Here is a 17,355-nt window from a genome sequence, read left to right on the forward strand (position 1 = left end):
CAAAAGCGCGCCTTCAACCGCCACGATCCGGTCATGAACGCGTCCAAAATCGAGCAGGCCGCCGGGCGCGGGACAGGCAGGGTACGGCCCCCGGCAGCCCCGCGCCCGCCGGGAGGCGGCGGTCGCGGGGCCCGCTTATCGTGAGGACGGCGCGGCTCCAGATCCCCCGGTCGGCCGCGTCCCGGGAGGCGATCGATGCCGGCGAAGCTGACCAGACGACCCGCCCTGCGACGCGGCGCGAGCGCCGGAGTCCTCACCCTCGCGCTGCTCGGCGCCGGGCTGCCCGTCGCGGCGGCCGACACGAAGGCCGACACTCCCGCGCCCGGGCTGTCCCGCTTCTACGAGCAGAAGGTGGCCTGGGGCGCCTGCGAGGGCCCGGACATGCCCCGGGACCTCCAGTGCGGCAAGGTCACCGTCCCGCTCGACTACGCCCACCCCGGCGGCGCCACCCTCGATCTGGCGCTGGCCCGCTACCGGGCGACCGGGAAACAGCACGGCTCGCTGCTGCTGAACTTCGGCGGCCCGGGGGCACCGGGCGTCGCCCAGCTCGCCGTGAGCGGCAAGGCCTTCATGGACCTGACCAACGGGTACGACGTGGTCACCTTCGACCCGCGCGGCGTCGGCCGCTCCTCCCCCGTCAGCTGCGGCGCGGGCCAGGACCCGGCGGCGGACGCGGCGGCCTCCGACTCCGACCTGGACATCCGCCGCCCGCAGACGCTGCTGACCCGGCTGCGGCAGTCCGCCGAGCTGTGCGCCAAGTACTCCGGACCGGTCCTCAAGCACATGGGCACCGTCGACGCGGCCCGCGACATGGACGTGATCCGCCAGGCGCTGGGCCGCAAGAAGCTGGACTACCTGGGCTTCTCGTACGGCACCCGGCTCGGCGCGGTCTACGCGGCCCAGTTCCCGCACAAGGTCGGGCACATCGCCCTGGACGGCGTGGACACGCTCACCGAGCCGCTGTCCGAGCAGGGCAGGGCCGGTGCCGAGGGGCAGCAGACGGCGCTGGACTCCTTCGTGGACTGGTGCACGGACGACGTGGGCTGTCCCTTCGGGCAGGACCCGCGGGCGGCCCGCGACCAGGTGGTGCAGCTGGTGCGCTCGCTCGACGCGAACCCGGTCCCCACGGACTTCGGCGGCACCTTCTCGGGCCAGGACCTGGTGGGCGCGATCGGGCAGGGCCTGTACAGCAAGCAGCTCTGGCCGTCGCTGGAGCGCGCGCTGGCCTCCCTGGTCGAGGACGGCGACACCCGCCGCGTCCTCAGCTTCGCCACCGGCGGGATCACCGCGTCACCGCGCACCGACGGCGGCGCGAACGGGAACGGGAACGGGAACGGCAGCGGAAGCGGCGGCAAGGGCGGACAGCACACCGGTCTGGTGAACCCCCAGGACGTGCCGGTCGACAACCTGCCCGCCGCGCTGCTGGCGATCAACTGTGCCGACGACCCCGACCGCCCCTCGGAGGCCCGCGTCACCAAGGACCTCAAGGACCTGCGCTCCTCCTACGACGAGGCGTCCCCGGTCTTCGGCCGCTACCGCCTCACCCAGCTGCTGATGTGCTACGGCCGCCCCAAGGGCACGGACTACATCCGCGACGAGGTGAAGGACGTGCCGTCCGCCCGGATGCTGCTGATCGGCACGCGCGGCGACCCGGCGACGCCGTACCGCTGGACCGTGGAGACGGCGAAGCGGCTGGGCGACGCGGCCGTGGTGCTCGACAACAAGGGCGACGGCCACACCGGTTACGCCTCCTCCAAGTGTGTGCACCGCAAGGTCGACGACTTCCTGCTGTACGGCTCGCTGCCGCCGAACGGCAGTTCCTGCCCGGCGGACGGGAACTCCTGGAGTTCGCCCGTGGAGGGCGACGAGTGAGCCGCGCCGGGAAGGGTGACAGGTGTAGCGCAATCGGGTCACAGTGCCGATTCCGGTACAACCTCTCAGGCCGGACCGCCGTCCTACCGGTCGGGCGGACCGTGGTCCGCCAGGCCGTGCCGTCGACCGTGATCAGGGAGTCCGTCATGCGTATCCGAGCCCTCGCCGCCGCTTCCGCCGTCCTCGCCTCCGGGGCCGTGCTGCTGACCGCACCGGCCGGGCACGCGGCCCCCGCCCGGGTCGCCCCGTGCACCCAGGGTGAACTGACCGTGCGGGCCGCGGCGGTGGCCGCCGAGCGCACCGTGGTCCGGTTCTCGGTGACCAACCGGGGCGGTCGCGCCTGCACCGTGGAGCGGGTGCCCGTGATCAGCTTCGGCGGTCTGGACGGGGCCGCGCTGCCGGTGCCGGACGGCGGTTCGGGCACGTACCGGATCGGCGCCCGGGAGACCGCGTACGGGGCCGTGCGGACCATCGGCGATCCGGCGGACCCGGAGGCGCGCCGGGCGGACTCGGTCTATGTGGCCGACGCGTCCGGGCGCTGGGGCGGTGTGTTCTCCGCCGGGCGGCTGGGCACCGGTACCCGGGTCCTGGTGTGGGAGCCGGTGACGACGTGGTGGCAGCCGAGCAGCGCGGCGGCGGACCAGGCGATTGGTCTCGGCTGACGGTCGGTCCCGGCCGGCCGCGAGACACCCCCTTTCACTCCCGAACACACGACCACCGAACGCGCGGCCGGACACCCGGCCGCGCCACTCTCCGGTGGGTCAAATGCCTTAGCTCTCCTACGACTTGATACCCCCGGCCCGTACACCCGAACCCCCCGAGGACCACGCCGGGAAGACTCTGACATATGCCAGAAGCACCCTCGCATCAGGTGTTGCCAAATCCCTTACGGCCGGTCGCGGGCTGTGCGACAGTCGTAGCGGTTCCACCGTTCTCGGCCGTACCGTTCCCATCGGAGTGCGTCATGCCGTCCCCTGTCTCCGCGGACCGCCCAGCCGCCCAGCCGCCCGGACGCGGCTCGGTCGAGGCGCTCATCTCGCAGACGCGGCGGCTCAAGGGCGACATGGCCGCCGTACGACGCGGCACCCCGGCCGACGGATCGGACCCGCAGGAACGCTGGCAGCGCGCCCTGTACGAACTGGCCCTGCACCAACTCGACGACCTCGACGCCCACTTGGCCCAGCTCCGGGACGGCCCGGACCCGCGACGCCCCGAGAGCGACGGTGACTCGCTGCTCGGCCGGGTCGGCAGCGCGGAGTGGAACCTCCTGACGGACGCGGCGAGTTGGTCGGCCGAGCTGTACGGCATCCTCGGGCTCGACCCGGCCGTCCCCGCCCTCACCCTGGACGAACTCCCGTCCCTGGTGCACGAGGAGGACCGGCCCCGGCTCACCGCGATGGTGACGGCCTGCCTGGTGGACGCCAAGCCGATCGACGGCGAGTTCCGTGTCGTACGGCCCGACGCCTCCGTGCGCACCGTGCACATGATGGGCGAGCCCGTGCTGGACGCGGGCGGCGGCACCGTCTCGATGTGGGCCGTGGTCCGCGACGTCAGCGAACTGCGGCGCCGGGGACGGACGGTGCGCGAGACCGGCGACTCCTTACGCCTGCGCCAACGACCCCCGGCCCCGTCAGGCGAAACCTTGCTGCCGCCGTGGAGCGAACCCGCCCACCACGGCACGGGCCCGCTCGACATCGCCGCCCGGCACCTGCCCTCCGAGTCGGTCGCCACGGCGGGCGGCGACTGGTGCGACGCCCTCGAACTACCGGACGGCGCCTCCCTGTTGAGCGCCGGTGACCTCACCGGACAGCACGGCAGCCCGGTCCCGGCCGTGGCCGTCCTGCTCGGTGCCGTACGCGGCATGGCCCTGTCCGGCACCGGCCCCGGCCCCCTGCTCACCGTGCTCGACCAGGTGCTCGGCGCCTCCGCGCCGCCCGCCACGCTCAGCGGCGCCGTCTGCTGCCACTACGCGCCCGGGAACCGCACCCTCACTTGGGCGCGCACCGGCCACCCCGCCCCGCTGCTGTTCCGCGACGGGACGGGGCACGTGCTGACCGCACCGGACGACGCGCCCGGGACCGCCGGAGGGCAGGCCGAAGTCACCCTGGAACAGGGCGATCTGCTCCTGCTGCACACCGAGGGACTGCTCCTCGGCGCCGGTGGGCCCACGGCACTGGACCGGCTGCTCGGACTCGGCCCGCTCCTGGCCGCGGCGTCCACCGCGCCGGAGTGCGCGCGGATCGTCGCCGAGGCGTTCGGCACGACGGGACGGGCCTACGACGCCTGCCTGCTGGTGGCCAGGGTCACCGCCTAGCGGCCGGTCTCAGGTCTCCGCGCTCCTCCCCCGCTGCTTGGGCAGCGCCATTCTGATCTCCTCCCGCAGTTCGTGGATCCTCGGGTAGCCCGCGTACTCCGCGCTGAGCCGGTACATCTGACGCAGCCGGTCCCAGGTGCGGCGCGAGGAGTTGGCGCCCATCGCCATGAGGGCGAGCCGGGCGTACCGGTCGGCCTGCTCGGGGTCGTCGGCGATGAAGCAGGCCGAGGCCATGGAGAGATGGTCGAAGATCTTCGACCGCTCCCGTCCGTCGACCCTCAGCGCCAGGGCCTTCTCGGCGTAGTACTGGGCGTGTACGGCGGCGCCCGGGTCGAACTCGGCCAGCGTGCGGTAGGCCAGGGCCTGCATCCCGTACAGATCCTCGTCCTTGAAGGTCTGCATCCAGTCGGGCTGGCCCTCGTCCCGGCGGTCGGAGATGAAGAGGTCCTCCGCCTGGCCGAGCGTGCGCCGCATCGCCTGGCCCTTGCCCATCGCGGCCTGCGCCCACGCCTCGATGGTGTGGAACATCGCCTTCGTACGCGGCTGGAGTCGTTCCCCCGAGCCGGAGTGGGCGAGCTTCATCAGATCCAGGGCGTCGTCGGGCCGGCCCAGGTGCACCATCTGGCGGGCGGCCCGGGACAGGGCCTCCCCGGCGCGCGGCCGGTCACCGCCCTCGTGCGCGGCGTGCGCGGCGATGACGAAGTACTTCTGTGCCGTGGGTTCCAGGCCCACGTCGTGCGACATCCAGCCCGCGAGGACCGCGAGGTTGGCCGCGACGCCCCACAGGCGCCGCTGGAGTTGGGGTGGGTGATGGTAGGCGAGCATGCCGCCCACCTCGTTGAGCTGGCCCACGACCGCCTTGCGCTGGAGGCCGCCGCCGCGTGCCGCGTCCCAGGCGCGGAACACCGTGACGGAGTTCTCCAGTTCCTCGACCTCCTGCGTCCCGATGGGGGCGGCCTCGTAGCGGTCGAACCCGGCGGGGTCGGCGTGCAGGGGATCGTCGAAGACGGGGGCGTCGGCCTTCAGGGCAGGGTCGGTGTGCAGCCAGTCACGCATGGAACTGCTGAGTGTGGCTCCCGCGGTGAGCACGGCACCCGCGCCCACCAAGCCGCGTCGGTTGAGCATGAGGTCCATTCCCGTGAATTCGGTGAGGACCGCGGCGGTCCGTCCGGGCGTCCACAGCACGCCGTCGGGATGATCCGAGTTCCCGTCGCCCTGCCGTTTCCCCGCACGCCCGTGCCGTACCAGACCGAGGTCCTCGATGGTCACGACACGGCCGAGTCGCTCGGTGAACAGAGCCGCCAGCACCCTCGGCACCGGATCGCGCGGGATCTCTCCCATGTCGATCCAACGCCGCACCCGCGAGGTGTCGGTCGACAGCTGGGGGTGGCCCATGGCCGCCGCCTGCCGGTTGACCAGTCTCGCGAGTTCGCCCTTCGACCAGCCGGCCAGGCCGAACAGGTCAGCGAAGCGGGTGTTGGGTTGTCCGCTCACGTCAAGCCCCCAGGTTCTCGGCTGAGTTGACAGTAGCCCCGTGCCGGTTGCCGGGCGACTATTCGCCAGGGTTCGCCAGGGTGCGCCAGATGGTGTGCCAGTGGACATCGGGTGTCAGGTAGGAAAGCGCCACCCCGACCCGGTCACCCCGGGACATTCCCCAGGGTGTTCCGGAAGGCCGGGCCGGGCGGCGCGCGTACCCAGTTCATGGACTACAGGACAGGCACCGCAGGCACACGAAGGGATCTGTATCTCCCATGTACGCAGCATCGTCCTCCGTGTCCGCCCCGCCCCGGCCCCCGCGTCCCCGCCCGGCGGGCGGCGGACCGTATCTCGACCCGGCGGCGCGGCCCGGAACATCCGTGCCGGTCGTGGGCCGCGCAGCGCGCATCCCGGGCCAGCCCGGCGCGCAGCCGCTCAGCGGCAGACTGGACCTGTCCGGCCCCCAGGGGGCCCAACTGCGCGGCGCCATCAACGCCGTGCACCGCATCTGCCCGGAGTTCGCCCCGGTGCAGGTACTGCGCCGCACCGGACGCTCCGTCACCCTCGTGGGGACGGCGGGCCGCAGCACGGCCGTGGCGAAGTGTCTGCTGGACCACGCGCCCTCCTGGGCCGAGCGCGTCCGGCACGAGATAGCGGCATACCGCTCGTTCGTCCGGCACCGCCCCCCGGTGCGGGTGCCGAGGCTGATCGCGGCGGACCCGGACAACTGCACACTGGTGATCGAGCGGGTGCCCGGCCGGGTGGCCTCGCTCCAGCGCCACCCGATGGACGCCCCGGCCCGCCCGGACATCCGGACCGCGCTCGGCGCCGTCTGCCGGCTCAACGCCTGGCGCCCCCCGGCGGGCACCTTCGACGCCCCCCTGGACTACGCGGACCGCATCAACCGCTACCACGAGCTGGGGCTGCTCACCGACCGCGACCTGGGCGACCTCCAGAAGCTGCTGCACGGCATCGCGCACTCGTCGGGACGCCAGGGCATGGGCCAGTTCTGCCACGGCAACGCCCTGCTGTCGAACATCCTGCTCTCCCCGACGGGCCCGGTCCTGGTCGACTGGGAGCACGCGGGCTGGTACCTGCCGGGGTACGACCTGGCCACTCTGTGGCTCGCCCTCGGCAGTGCCCCGGACGCCCGGCGGCACATCAGCCAGATCGCCCAGCTCGGCGGCCCCGCCTCGCGCGACGCCTTCCTGGTGAACCTGATGCTGGTGCTGACCCGGGAGATCCGCACCTACGAGACGGCCCTGCAGCGTTCGATGCACGAGACGGCTCCGGCCGCGGCCCGGGTGGGCGGCGTGCCGAGCGGGGAGGAACAGCGGCTGCTGCTGCGGCGCCTGCACGACGACTGCCATATGGCCCGGCAGGCCGTGCGGGCGGCGGTGGGCACCCGCTGACACGGACTCCGCGGTGCGCCCGGAGCGGCGGCGCACCGCGGATCCTCCCTTCCGGGGCGGCCACTGGTCTACTCCACTGACGCCCCGCAGGCCCGCCACCCACCATCGCGAAACTCGCCGGACCCAGCTGTGACATGGGAAATCGCCTTCCCGAGGGCATGATTGACGGATCGTCGGCCAGCCGGTACCACTGACCCAGCTCGGCGCCGCCCGCCCCGCCACGCCCGCCCGTCACAGGAGGCCGCATTGCGAGGATTCGCCACCGACCCGACGTCCGCACCCGGCCGCAGACGGCTGAACCGCACCACCGGCGCCCTCGCGGGCGCCGTCCTGCTGTTGCCGCTGCTCGGCGCGGCCCCGTCCTCCGGCGCGGCCCCCGCGCCGTCGGACGGTGATCTCCAGCGTGCCTTCGCCGCCGCCTCGGCCGAGTACCACGTGCCGCAGAGCCTGCTGCTGGCCGTCTCCTACCTCCAGTCCCGCTGGGACACCCACGCCGGTGCCCCCAGCGTGAGCGGCGGGTACGGCCCGATGCATCTGACCGATGCCCGTACGGCGCTCGACGCCACCGAGCACTACGCCGAGGGCGCCGAGGACCCGCGCGGCGACAGCGCCCGCGCTCCCCTGCACCCGCGCGCCGAGGCGCCGCCCGCCTCGGCGCTCCCGGCCCGTCTGACCACGCTGCGCCGCGCGGCGGAGCTGACCGGCCTGCCCGCCGCCGAGCTGCGCACCGACCCGGCGGCCAACATCGCCGGGGGCGCCGCCCTGCTCGCGGCCGAGCAGAAGCAGCTGGGCCAGAAGTCCGGTGCCGATCCGGCCGCGTGGTACGGCGCGGTGGCCCGCTTCTCCGGCGCCGACGACTCGGCGACGGCTGCCGCGTACGCGAACGACGTGTTCGATGTGCTGCGCACCGGCGAGTCCCGCACCACCGACGACGGCCAGCGGGTCACCCTGAAGGCCGCCCCCGGGGTGCGCGGCGACACCGCCCAGCTGAAGCGGACCGGTCTGCGCGCACCGAAGACCGACGGCGTGGAGTGCCCGGCCTCGGTGTCCTGTGTGTCGGTCCCGGCGCCGTACGAGCAGTTCGGGGACGACGACTACGGCAACCACGACCTGGGCGACCGCCCGGCCTCGCAGCGGATCAAGTACATCGTCATCCATGACACCGAGGGCGGCTGGGACGGGGTGATGAACCTGATCCAGGACCCCACCTATGTGTCCTGGAACTACACGATCCGCTCCACCGATGGTCTGATCGCCCAGCATGTGAAGGCGAAGGACGTGGCCTGGCACGCGGGCAACTGGGACGTCAACGCCCGGTCCGTCGGCATCGAGCACGAGGGCTTCCTGACCGCGCCGGACGCCTGGTACACGGAGGCGATGTACCGCTCCTCGGCCCGTCTGGTGCGCTATCTGTCGCGGACGTACGGCATCCCGCTGGACCGGCAGCACATCCTCGGCCACGACAACGTGCCGGGGCCGACCGCCTCGACGGTGCCCGGGATGCACACCGACCCGGGCCCGTACTGGGACTGGCGGCACTACTTCCAGCTGCTCGGCCACCCGTTCAGGGCGACGGGCACCGCCCGCTCCGGACTGGTGACGATCCGGCCGGACTACGCGGCCAACCAGCCGGTGTACACGGGCTGCGACACGGCCGCCGCCTCCTGCCCGGCACACGGCTCCGGCGAGGTGCGGCTGTACACGGACCACGACGTGAACGCCCCGCTGGTCAAGGACGTGGGCCTCGGCACCGCGCCGACGACCGGGGTGAACGATCTGTCCTCACGGGTCTCCACCGGCCAGCAGTACGCGGTCGCGGACCGCTGGGGCGACTGGACGGCGATCTGGTACCTCGGCCAGAAGGCGTGGTTCCAGAACCCGAAGCGGCACGCGACGGCGGTCCCCGCGTCCGGGTTCACGATCACCCCGAAGGACGGCCTCACGAGTGTCCCGGTGTACGGCCGGGCGTACCCGGAGAAGGAGGCGTACCCGGCGGGCGTCCCGGCCCAGTCCGTGGTGACGCTGCCGTACACGATCCCGGCCGGGCAGAAGTACGTCGTCGGTGACGAGATGCCGGGCGAGTACTACTACGCGGTCACCTTCACCGAGGACTCCCACCAGGTGGTCGTCGGCAAGGACCTGTACTACGAGATCCAGTACGGCCACCGGGTGGGGTTCGTCCGCACGGCCGATGTGACACTGGCGGCCACGCGCCGCTGAGGCCGGGCCTCAGCCCTGCTGGAACAGCTCCGCCGGGAGCGGTTTCAGCAGGGCGTACAGGTCGTCGGTGATGGGCCGGTCCCAGGCGGCGATCGTGACGAGCACGCCGTCGCTGCGGTCGAACTGCACGCAGGAGATACGGCTCTCGGAGAGCTTGAGGCGGCGCACGATCAGCAGGTTGTCGCCCTGGAGGACGGGGGTGTCCTCGGTGCCGACGACGGTGACCTCCTCGTCGTTCTCCAGCGCGAGCAGCAGCTGGGCGACCTCGAAGGGAATCTCGCCCTCGGCGGTCTCGCGGGCCGGGGAGCCCTCGGGAAGGTTGCCGATGATCATGGCCGGGCCGCGCCCGCCGAACAGGTCGTAGCGCAGGAAGACACCCTGGCAGGTGCCGTCGGGAGCGGGCAGCAGGCCCGCGCCGAGGTTGCCCGGCCAGTCGCCCGGGTCCATGGCCAGCACGTCGAAATCGGGGCCGGCGGGGGTTGCGCTGCGGCGGCGGAGGAACGACATGCGGCAATGGTACGTGCCCGGGAGCGCGCGGCGGCGTGCGGGCGCCCTCCCGGAACGGCCGCGTGTGGCGGGGCTCGCGGACTCCGCGTCGTCCGTGGCCCCTGCGGGTCACTCGTCCGTGGGAACGGGCGGTACGACGGCGACCGGGCAGGCCGCGTGGAGCAGCACGGCGTGGGTGACCGAGCCGAGCATGGGGGCGGGGGCGAGCGGGCGGCGCCGGTGGCGGCCGACGACCACCAGATCGGCTCCGGCGGAGGCGCCGACGAGCAGTCCGGCGGCGCCGCCGGGCAGTGCCTCGGTGTCGGTGCGCACGCCGGGGTGGCGCTCGCGGTAGGGCGCGAGACAGGTGTCGGCGAGCGCGCGGGTCTCGGTCTCGACGGCGGCCTGGTCGACGGCCGGGGGCACCAGTTGGCCGGGCGCGGACCAGGACTGCACCGGCCACGGGTAGGCGGCGATCACCTGCACGCGGGCGTCGCGCAGCTCGGCCGCGGCGAACGCGAAGTCGAGGGACGCCTCGTCGGGGTGGTCGACATGCAGTCCGACGACCACGCGGGGGCCGGGCTCGGCCGGTTCGGCGTCCACCTCGCGGCCGGGCCGGGGCACGACGACCACGGGGCAGGGGGCGTCGCGGGCGGCGGCCACGCCGTTGGAGCCGAGCAGCAGTCCGGTGAAGCCGCCCCGGCCGCGTGAGCCGAGGACGAGCAGCTGGGCGTCGGCGCCGAGTTCGGGCAGGACGGCGGCGGGGGCGCCCTCGACGGTCACGTACTCGGTCTCGGGGACGTCCTCGCGGTCGCGCAGCAGGGTGCGCACCTCGTCGAGGACGGGATCGCCGTCCTGCTCGGTGTCGTCGGCGACCAGCACATCCTCCTGGCCCCAGGGGGCGTACTGGCGTACGTGCACGATCCGCAGCGGTGCCGCGCGGCGGCGGGCGTCGTCCAGCGCCCACTCCAGTGCGCGCACGCTGTCCTCGGAACCGTCCACCGCCGCGATGACCGGCGCAGCGCTCATCGTCCTCACCTCCGGAACACGACCTACCCCTGTCGGGGCCAGCGTGGCTCAGCCGCCCGCTGCGGCGGCCCGCCCCTGCTCGCGTGTCCGGAAATCGGGCGCGAACACCCCCGGTTCGGCTCCGGGCGTCCCGGCGAGAGGCGCTCAGGTCAGGTCGAACTCCCCGGCGCGGGCGCCGGAGACGAAGGCGCCCCATTCGGCGGGGGTGAAGATCAGGGAGGGGCTTTCCGTGCGGTGGCTGTTGCGCATCGCGACGAAGCCCTCCACGAAGGCGATCTCGACGTCCCCCAGGCCGCGGCTGCCGGAGCGCCACTGCGCCTCGCTGAGATCCAGGTCCGGCTTGTCCCAGTCCGCGAGCGGCTGCCGCTGGGTGATGCTCTCGGCCACGTCCGTGCTCCTCCCGGTTCGTCGTCCGCGAGTCAGCCTAGCGACCGGTCCGGGTGGCGGACAGGCCACGTGAGGGGGACGTTCGGGCGGCGCGCGCCGCCTGGCGCGCGCCCCTGGGAAAAATCCGGGTCTCTGCCTCTTGCCTCGGACCCGCTGGCCTGAATTACTTGCCTCGAAGGAAACGACCGAATGATCGGTCGTCCGTAATGCGTATGTGCGTGGCGTGTGAGGGGGCCTTTTCCGATGACGGACACGGCGGATCTGCTCGACGCGGGCGAACGGCTCGGACTCGACGAGCTGCGCGCCCTCCAGCTGGAGCGCCTGCGCGCCACGCTGCGGCACGCCTACGAGCACGTGCCCTTCTACCGGGAGTCCTTCGACAAGGCCGGGGTCCGTCCGGAGGACTGCCGCTCGCTGGCCGACCTCGCGCGTTTCCCGTTCACCGTCAAGAGCGACCTGAGAGAGAACTACCCGTACGGCATGTTCGCCGTCCCCCGCGAGCGCATCCGCCGTCTGCACGCCTCCAGCGGCACCACGGGCCTGCCCACGGTGGTGGGCTACACCGAGGGCGACCTCTCCCTGTGGGCCGACCTGGTGGCGCGCTCGATCCGCGCGGCGGGCGGCCGTCCCGGAGACGTGGTCCATGTGGCGTACGGCTACGGCCTGTTCACCGGCGGCCTCGGCGCGCACTACGGCGCCGAGCGCCTGGGCTGTACGGTCGTGCCCGCCTCCGGGGGCATGACGGCGCGGCAGGTGCGGCTGATCCAGGACCTGGAACCCCGCGTCATCATGGTCACGCCGTCGTACATGCTCACGCTGCTCGACGAGTTCGAGCGCCAGGGCGTGGACCCGCGCGGCACCTCGCTGCGGGTCGGGATCTTCGGGGCCGAGCCGTGGACGGAGGAGATGCGGCGGGAGATCGAGGAGCGGTTCGCGATCGACGCCGTGGACATCTACGGCCTGTCGGAGGTGATCGGTCCCGGCGTGGCCCAGGAGTGCGCCGAGACCAAGGACGGTCTCCATGTGTGGGAGGACCACTTCTATCCGGAGGTCGTCGACCCGGTCACCGGTGAGGTGCTGCCGGAGGGCGAGCCGGGCGAGCTGGTGTTCACCTCGCTGACGAAGGAGGCGATGCCGATCGTCCGGTACCGCACCCGGGATCTGACCCGGCTGCTGCCGGGCACGGCGCGGGCGTTCCGCCGGATGGAGAAGATCACCGGCCGCAGCGACGACATGGTGATCCTGCGCGGGGTCAATGTGTTCCCGACCCAGTTCGAGGAGATCGTGCTGCGCACGCCCGGGGTCGCGCCGCACTTCCAGCTCCGGCTGACCCGCGAGGGGCGGCTCGACGCGCTCACCGTGCGCGCCGAAGCCCGGCCCGGTGCCACCCCCGAGGCGCGGGAGGCGGCGGCCCGGTCGATCGCCGCCGCGGCGAAGGACGGCATCGGGGTGTCGGTGGCCGTGGAGATCGTGGAACCGGAGTCCCTGGAGCGCTCGGTGGGGAAAATACGCCGGATCGTGGATCTGCGACCGCGCTAGCGCCGGGCCGCCGTTCGGTCCCGGCCGCCGTTCAGTCGCCGAACCTGTCCCGCAGCTCCCGCTTGAGGATCTTGCCGCTGGCGTTGCGGGGCAGCTCGGTGACGAAGAGGACCCGCTTGGGCGCCTTGAACGCGGGCAGTGTCTCGCGGACATGGGCGACGAGCTGGTCCTCGGTGACCTCGCCGCGCGGGACGACGACCGCGGTGACGGCCTCGATCCACCGCTCGTCGGGCAGCCCGATCACGGCGGCCTCGGCCACGCCCTCGTGGGTGTAGAGGGCGTCCTCGACCTGGCGGGAGGCGACCAGGACGCCACCGGAGTTGATGACGTCCTTCACCCGGTCGACGATCGTGAAGTAGCCGTGCGCGTCCCGGACCGCGAGGTCCCCGGAGTGGAACCAGCCGTCACGGAAGGCGGCGGCGGTCTCCTCGGGCTTGTCCCAGTAGCCCTCGCACAGCTGCGGGGAGCGGTAGACGATCTCGCCGGGCGTCCCGTCGGGCACGTCTTCGCCGTCCTCGTCCACCACCCGGGCGTCCACGAACAGCACGGTACGGCCGCAGGAGTCGAGCCTGCCCTTGTGCTCGGTGGGCGCCAGCACGGTGGCGAGCGGGCCGATCTCGCTCTGCCCGAAGCAGTTGTAGAGCGCGAGCTTCGGCAGGCGTTCGCGCAGCCGCTCCAGGACGGGCACCGGCATGATCGAGGCGCCGTAGTACGCCTTGCGCAGACCGGTGAGATCGCGGTCGGCGAAGTCGGGCCGGTTGGTCAGCGCGATCCACACGGTGGGCGGGGCGAAGAGACTGTCGGCGCGGCCCTCCTCGATCAGGTCGAAGAGGCGGTCACCGTCGGGCGTGTCCAGGACGATGTTGGTCGCACCCACCGCGAGATAGGGCAGCAGGAAGACGTGCAGCTGCGCCGAGTGGTAGAGCGGCAGCGCGTGCACGGGCAGGTCACCGGCGCTCAGGTCCAGGGCGGTGATCGCGCTCAGGTACTCGTGGACCAGCGCCCGGTGGGTCATCATCGCGCCCTTGGGCAGCGCGGTGGTCCCGGAGGTGTAGAGCAGCTGCACCAGATCCTCGGTGCGCGGCTCGGGCCCGTCGTAGGGCTCGGTGCCGGGCAGCCGGGCGAGGAGGGAGTCGTCGGCGTCACGCAGGGGCAGCTGCCGTACGTCCGGCGGGAGTTGCGCGGCGAGGGCCGGGTCGGTGAGCACCAGGGCGCTGTCCGACTGGCCGAGGATGTAGGCGAGGTCGTCGCCGGTCAGGTGCTGGTTGACGGGCACATGGACCAGGCCCGCGCGGGCGCAGGCGAGGAAGGTGATCAGGTAGGCGTCGGAGTTGTGGCCGTAGGCGGCCACCCGGTCACCGGGGACAAGACCCTCGGCGAGCAGCAGGGCGGCGGCGCGGGAGACGGCGTCGTCCAGTTCCGCGTACGTCCAGGTCCGTTCCCCGTACTCCAGCGCGACGCGCGCCGGGACGCGTCGGGCGCTGCGCCGCAGCACCCCGTCGACCGTGCTGCCCTGTCCCTGTGTCATGTCAGCCGATCCTGGGGCCGACCGGCCCCGAGGTCAAGATCCTCGGGGCCCGGCCGGGCGGTCGCCGGGGTGTCGCCCGGCCCGTCGCCCAGGATGGTGCTCCTACTCCCCCAGGACGGCCATCGCCGCGTTGTGCCCGGGTACGCCGCTGACCCCGCCGCCGCGCACCGCGCCCGCGCCGCACAGCAGGACGTTGGCGTGCCGGGTCTCCACGCCCCAGCGGCCGGTGTCCTCCTGGGCGTAGGGCCAGGACAGGGCGCGGTGGAAGATGTTGCCGCCGGGCAGCCCGAGGTCGCGTTCGAGGTCGAGCGGGGTCTTCGCCTCGATGCAGGGGCGGCCTTCGGCGTCGGTGGCGAGGCAGTCCGCGAGGGGTTCGGCGAGGTGGGCGTCGAGCTGGGCGAGGGTGGCCTTGAGCAGTTCGTCGCGTACGGCGTCGTTGTCGTCGGCGAAGAGCCGGGCCGGGGTGTGCAGGCCGAAGAGGGTGAGGGTCTGGTAGCCGCGTGCGGCGAGGTCCGGGCCAAGGATGCTCGGGTCGGTCAGGGAGTGGCAGTAGATCTCCGAGGGCGGCGCGGCCGGGAGTTCACCGGCAGCGGCCTGGGCGTGGGCGGTGGCGAGCTGGCCGTAGCCCTCGGCGATGTGGAAGGTCCCGGCGAAGGCCTCGCGGGGGTCGACCGCGCTGTCGCGGAGCCTGGGCAGCCGCTTGAGCAGCATGTTCACCTTGAGCTGGGCGCCCTCGGCGGGTTCGGGGGCGGTGTCCCCGGTGAGCGCGGCCAGCTCGCGTGGGGAGGCGTTGACCAGGACGTGCCGGGCGACGGCGGTGCCTTCTCCGTCGGCGGTGCGGTAGGTGATCTCGGCGGTCTGCCCGTCGGTGTCGATGCGGACGGCCTCGTGCCCGGTGGCGATGACGGCTCCGGCGGTGCGGGCCGCGTCGGCGAGGGTGTCGGTGAGCGCGCCCATGCCGCCGACGGGCACGTCCCAGGCTCCGGTTCCGCCGCCGATGACGTGGTAGAGGAAGCAGCGGTTCTGGGCGAGGGAGGTGTCGTGGGCGTCCGCGAAGGTGCCGATCAGGGCGTCGGTGAGGACGACGCCCCGGACCAGGTCGTCGCCGAAGTTCTCCTCGATCGTGACGCCGATCGGCTCCTCGAACAGGGCCCGCCAGGCGGTCTCGTCGTCCACCCGGCGGCGCAACTCCTCGCGGGTGGGCAGCGGTTCGGTGAGCGTGGGGAAGACGCGTTCGGCGAGCTGTCCCGTCATGCCGTAGAAGCGCTGCCAGGCGGCGTACTCGCGCTCGCCGCCGGTCAGCGCGGCGAACGCCTCGCGCGTGCGCTCCTCCCCGCCGCCGACGAGCAGCCCGGTGGCGCGTCCGCCGCGCTCGGCCGGTGTGTACGAGGAGATGGTCCGGCCCTGGATGCGGAAGTCCAGGCCGAGATCGCGCACGATCTTGTCCGGCAGCAGGCTGACCAGGTAGGAGTAGCGCGACAGCCGGGCGTCGACCCCGGCGAACGGGCGGGTGGAGACGGCGGCTCCGCCGGTGTGGTCCAGCCGCTCAAGCACCAGTACGGAGCGGCCGGCCCGGGCCAGATAGGCGGCGGCGACCAGGCCGTTGTGTCCGCCGCCGACGATCACGGCGTCGTACGTCCGGGTTCCCTCGTGTGCAGGCATGGTTCTTGGTAACACGGGATGATCTTCGGCGGATAGGGGTGCGGTGGCGGAGTGCGTGCGAGACCCGGATCGCGCGGGGCGCGTCAGTCGAGGGCGGCCATGAAGGCCGTGCACGCCTCGGCGCAGGTGCGGCACGCCGACGCGGCGGCCTCGGCGCCGGTCAGCCCCTCGAAGGCGTGGACCCCCTCCAGGCAGACGGAGCGGCACCACTCCAGCTGGAGCCTGATCCGGGTCTCGGTGCCGTCGACCTCCACGCTGCCGTCCTCGGACAGCAGATGGCAGGTCGTGTCGCAGACCTCCGCGCACATGATCCCGATCCGCCGCGCGGAGCCGTACGCGCCCACGAGGCTCGCGCGCACCGCGCACTCACGGGCGCACTCGGCACACGCCTGCGCACAGGCGAAGCGGTCCTCCAGGAACTGGTAGGGCGCGTCTCGCGGGGGCGGCGGCGGTGTCGTCACAAGGGGTCGGGTAGCCGTGGCGAGGCGGCGTAAACGCGTCGCCGCGCTGCCGGGCGGGACCGTCACGGTGGGGAGGTGATCCGCCACCCATAGCGTCATGTTCATACCGATTTGTACGGGGTATTCCGGTCGTATGAGTACTCCAATGGTCCAGCTGGCTGCGCCGAGCGGCCTGCTGAGTCTCGTACTGTTCGTGATCGCCGTCGCACTGCTCGCGCTACTGGGCGGCGGCTTCTGGATCACCTCCCGCATCAAGCAGAGCGAGCCGCCCCGGCCACGTCCGGAGGAACAGCCCCATCTGCCACCGGAAGGTGCCGTTCGGGAGGTTCAGGAGAACCGAGAGCCGGACGAGGTCCCGCAGACGCCCAAGGGCGGGCGCCCGCTGACCCCGTACGAGCTGTCCAACATGCACACGAGGCCCAGCACGGCGAAGGAGCGCCCGCGCTGGAGCAAGGGTTCGAGCGGTTCCTTCGGGGGCGGGGGGCTGGGCGCCCACTGAGGGCACGTCCGGCGGCCGGTCTGGGGGCGAGAGCCCGATGACGGCGGTGGAGCGGGGTACGCCCCGCTCCACCGCCGATCCGTTGTGTGCGCGGCAGATCGTGTACGCGATCAGTCCTGCGCGCGCTGGTCCTGCACGTCGTTCTCGGCCTGGTTCCGGGCGTCCGGGGTGCTCCAGCCGGCGCCCTCGCGGCTCTCGATGCCGCCCCGGCGCGCCTGGGAGCCGGGGGCCGGTGTCGACACACGGCGCTCGCGCGCCCGTCGGCTGCCGAGCCAGAAGCCGCCGATCAATACCACGGCGACGAGCACCCCCGCCACGAGGAACCACAGCGAGCCGTCCCCGGACAGTGCGATGTATTCGGCGGAGTTGTTCATGGGATGCCGGTTACCCCGGCGCACGCCGATCATCCCGCCGGGCCGTCCGACCGGGGGCGGGTTTGGCGCCCGCCCTACGGGAAACCCCGGACATGC

At 72.9% G+C, this 17,355-nt stretch carries 15 protein-coding genes; 7 read left to right on the forward strand and 8 right to left on the reverse strand.

Annotated elements, in window-relative coordinates; translation table 11 throughout:
• Positions 1 to 195: 195 nt before the first annotated feature.
• From B079_RS0112275 to B079_RS0112285, 3 genes are all read left to right on the forward strand, one after another.
• Entirely contained in the window at positions 196 to 1,872 is a 1,677-nt protein-coding gene (locus tag B079_RS0112275; protein ID WP_018546101.1) for an alpha/beta hydrolase, read from the forward strand.
• Positions 1,873 to 2,018: 146 nt separating this feature from the next.
• Complete coding sequence (locus B079_RS0112280; protein WP_026248619.1) at positions 2,019 to 2,534, forward strand: DUF4232 domain-containing protein; 516 nt, start codon at positions 2,019 to 2,021, stop codon at positions 2,532 to 2,534.
• Between the two features lie 302 nt (positions 2,535 to 2,836).
• The gene (locus B079_RS0112285; protein WP_018546103.1) at positions 2,837 to 4,186 is read left to right on the forward strand and encodes a PP2C family protein-serine/threonine phosphatase; all 1,350 of its coding nucleotides are present in this window, start codon (positions 2,837 to 2,839) and stop codon (positions 4,184 to 4,186) included.
• A gap of 9 nt (positions 4,187 to 4,195) precedes the next feature.
• Here B079_RS0112285 and B079_RS0112290 read toward each other — a convergent pair whose 3' ends face one another.
• Positions 4,196 to 5,680, reverse strand: a complete 1,485-nt coding sequence (locus B079_RS0112290) for a hypothetical protein (RefSeq protein ID WP_018546104.1) — start codon at positions 5,678 to 5,680, stop codon at positions 4,196 to 4,198.
• Positions 5,681 to 5,937: 257 nt separating this feature from the next.
• Between B079_RS0112290 and B079_RS0112295 the strand changes: the two genes are divergently transcribed.
• On the forward strand, positions 5,938 to 7,074 hold the full coding sequence (locus B079_RS0112295; RefSeq protein WP_026248620.1) for an aminoglycoside phosphotransferase family protein: 1,137 nt from the start codon (positions 5,938 to 5,940) through the stop codon (positions 7,072 to 7,074).
• Positions 7,075 to 7,320: 246 nt separating this feature from the next.
• Positions 7,321 to 9,294: an N-acetylmuramoyl-L-alanine amidase gene (locus B079_RS0112300; protein ID WP_018546106.1), complete on the forward strand. Its 1,974-nt coding sequence runs from the start codon at positions 7,321 to 7,323 to the stop codon at positions 9,292 to 9,294.
• Positions 9,295 to 9,303: 9 nt separating this feature from the next.
• Here B079_RS0112300 and B079_RS0112305 read toward each other — a convergent pair whose 3' ends face one another.
• The 3 genes from B079_RS0112305 to B079_RS0112315 form a co-directional block, all read right to left on the reverse strand.
• A complete protein-coding gene (locus B079_RS0112305; RefSeq protein WP_018546107.1) occupies positions 9,304 to 9,801 on the reverse strand; it encodes a hypothetical protein in 498 nt (165 codons plus the stop codon).
• A 108-nt stretch (positions 9,802 to 9,909) separates the two neighbouring features.
• Positions 9,910 to 10,809, reverse strand: a complete 900-nt coding sequence (locus tag B079_RS0112310) for a universal stress protein (RefSeq protein WP_018546108.1) — start codon at positions 10,807 to 10,809, stop codon at positions 9,910 to 9,912.
• A gap of 144 nt (positions 10,810 to 10,953) precedes the next feature.
• Positions 10,954 to 11,196, reverse strand: a complete 243-nt coding sequence (locus tag B079_RS0112315; protein ID WP_018546109.1) for a DUF397 domain-containing protein — start codon at positions 11,194 to 11,196, stop codon at positions 10,954 to 10,956.
• A 243-nt stretch (positions 11,197 to 11,439) separates the two neighbouring features.
• Between B079_RS0112315 and paaK the strand changes: the two genes are divergently transcribed.
• Positions 11,440 to 12,735: a phenylacetate--CoA ligase PaaK gene (gene paaK / locus B079_RS0112320; RefSeq protein WP_018546110.1), complete on the forward strand. Its 1,296-nt coding sequence runs from the start codon at positions 11,440 to 11,442 to the stop codon at positions 12,733 to 12,735.
• A 31-nt stretch (positions 12,736 to 12,766) separates the two neighbouring features.
• On the opposite strand, the gene B079_RS0112325 is transcribed toward paaK, so the two are convergent.
• The 3 genes from B079_RS0112325 to B079_RS0112335 form a co-directional block, all read right to left on the reverse strand.
• Positions 12,767 to 14,263, reverse strand: coding sequence for an acyl-CoA synthetase (locus B079_RS0112325; protein WP_018546111.1), 1,497 nt, complete (start codon positions 14,261 to 14,263; stop codon positions 12,767 to 12,769).
• 102 nt (positions 14,264 to 14,365) lie between these two features.
• Positions 14,366 to 15,925, reverse strand: coding sequence for a phytoene desaturase family protein (locus B079_RS0112330; RefSeq protein ID WP_026248621.1), 1,560 nt, complete (start codon positions 15,923 to 15,925; stop codon positions 14,366 to 14,368).
• An 83-nt stretch (positions 15,926 to 16,008) separates the two neighbouring features.
• On the reverse strand, positions 16,009 to 16,386 hold the full coding sequence (locus B079_RS0112335) for a hypothetical protein (RefSeq protein WP_026248622.1): 378 nt from the start codon (positions 16,384 to 16,386) through the stop codon (positions 16,009 to 16,011).
• A gap of 133 nt (positions 16,387 to 16,519) precedes the next feature.
• On the opposite strand from B079_RS0112335, the gene B079_RS0112340 reads away from it, so the two are divergent.
• Positions 16,520 to 16,885: a DUF6479 family protein gene (locus tag B079_RS0112340; protein WP_026248623.1), complete on the forward strand. Its 366-nt coding sequence runs from the start codon at positions 16,520 to 16,522 to the stop codon at positions 16,883 to 16,885.
• A 110-nt stretch (positions 16,886 to 16,995) separates the two neighbouring features.
• On the opposite strand, the gene B079_RS31815 is transcribed toward B079_RS0112340, so the two are convergent.
• Positions 16,996 to 17,259: a DUF6479 family protein gene (locus tag B079_RS31815; protein ID WP_018546115.1), complete on the reverse strand. Its 264-nt coding sequence runs from the start codon at positions 17,257 to 17,259 to the stop codon at positions 16,996 to 16,998.
• Positions 17,260 to 17,355: the final 96 nt, after the last annotated feature.

It is taken from the genome of Streptomyces sp. LaPpAH-108 (assembly GCF_000373625.1).
In the GTDB taxonomy this organism is placed as follows: Bacteria; Actinomycetota; Actinomycetes; order Streptomycetales; family Streptomycetaceae; genus Streptomyces.

Coding starts and splice junctions, on each gene's coding strand:
- B079_RS0112275 (WP_018546101.1), top strand. CDS start 196: ATGCCGGCGAAGCTGACCAGACGACCCGCCCTGCGACGCGGCGCGAGC.
- B079_RS0112280 (WP_026248619.1), top strand. CDS start 2,019: ATGCGTATCCGAGCCCTCGCCGCCGCTTCCGCCGTCCTCGCCTCCGGG.
- B079_RS0112285 (WP_018546103.1), top strand. CDS start 2,837: ATGCCGTCCCCTGTCTCCGCGGACCGCCCAGCCGCCCAGCCGCCCGGA.
- B079_RS0112295 (WP_026248620.1), top strand. CDS start 5,938: ATGTACGCAGCATCGTCCTCCGTGTCCGCCCCGCCCCGGCCCCCGCGT.
- B079_RS0112305 (WP_018546107.1), bottom strand. CDS start 9,801: ATGTCGTTCCTCCGCCGCCGCAGCGCAACCCCCGCCGGCCCCGATTTC.
- B079_RS0112310 (WP_018546108.1), bottom strand. CDS start 10,809: ATGAGCGCTGCGCCGGTCATCGCGGCGGTGGACGGTTCCGAGGACAGC.
- paaK (WP_018546110.1), top strand. CDS start 11,440: ATGACGGACACGGCGGATCTGCTCGACGCGGGCGAACGGCTCGGACTC.
- B079_RS0112325 (WP_018546111.1), bottom strand. CDS start 14,263: ATGACACAGGGACAGGGCAGCACGGTCGACGGGGTGCTGCGGCGCAGC.
- B079_RS0112330 (WP_026248621.1), bottom strand. CDS start 15,925: ATGCCTGCACACGAGGGAACCCGGACGTACGACGCCGTGATCGTCGGC.
- B079_RS0112340 (WP_026248623.1), top strand. CDS start 16,520: ATGAGTACTCCAATGGTCCAGCTGGCTGCGCCGAGCGGCCTGCTGAGT.
- B079_RS31815 (WP_018546115.1), bottom strand. CDS start 17,259: ATGAACAACTCCGCCGAATACATCGCACTGTCCGGGGACGGCTCGCTG.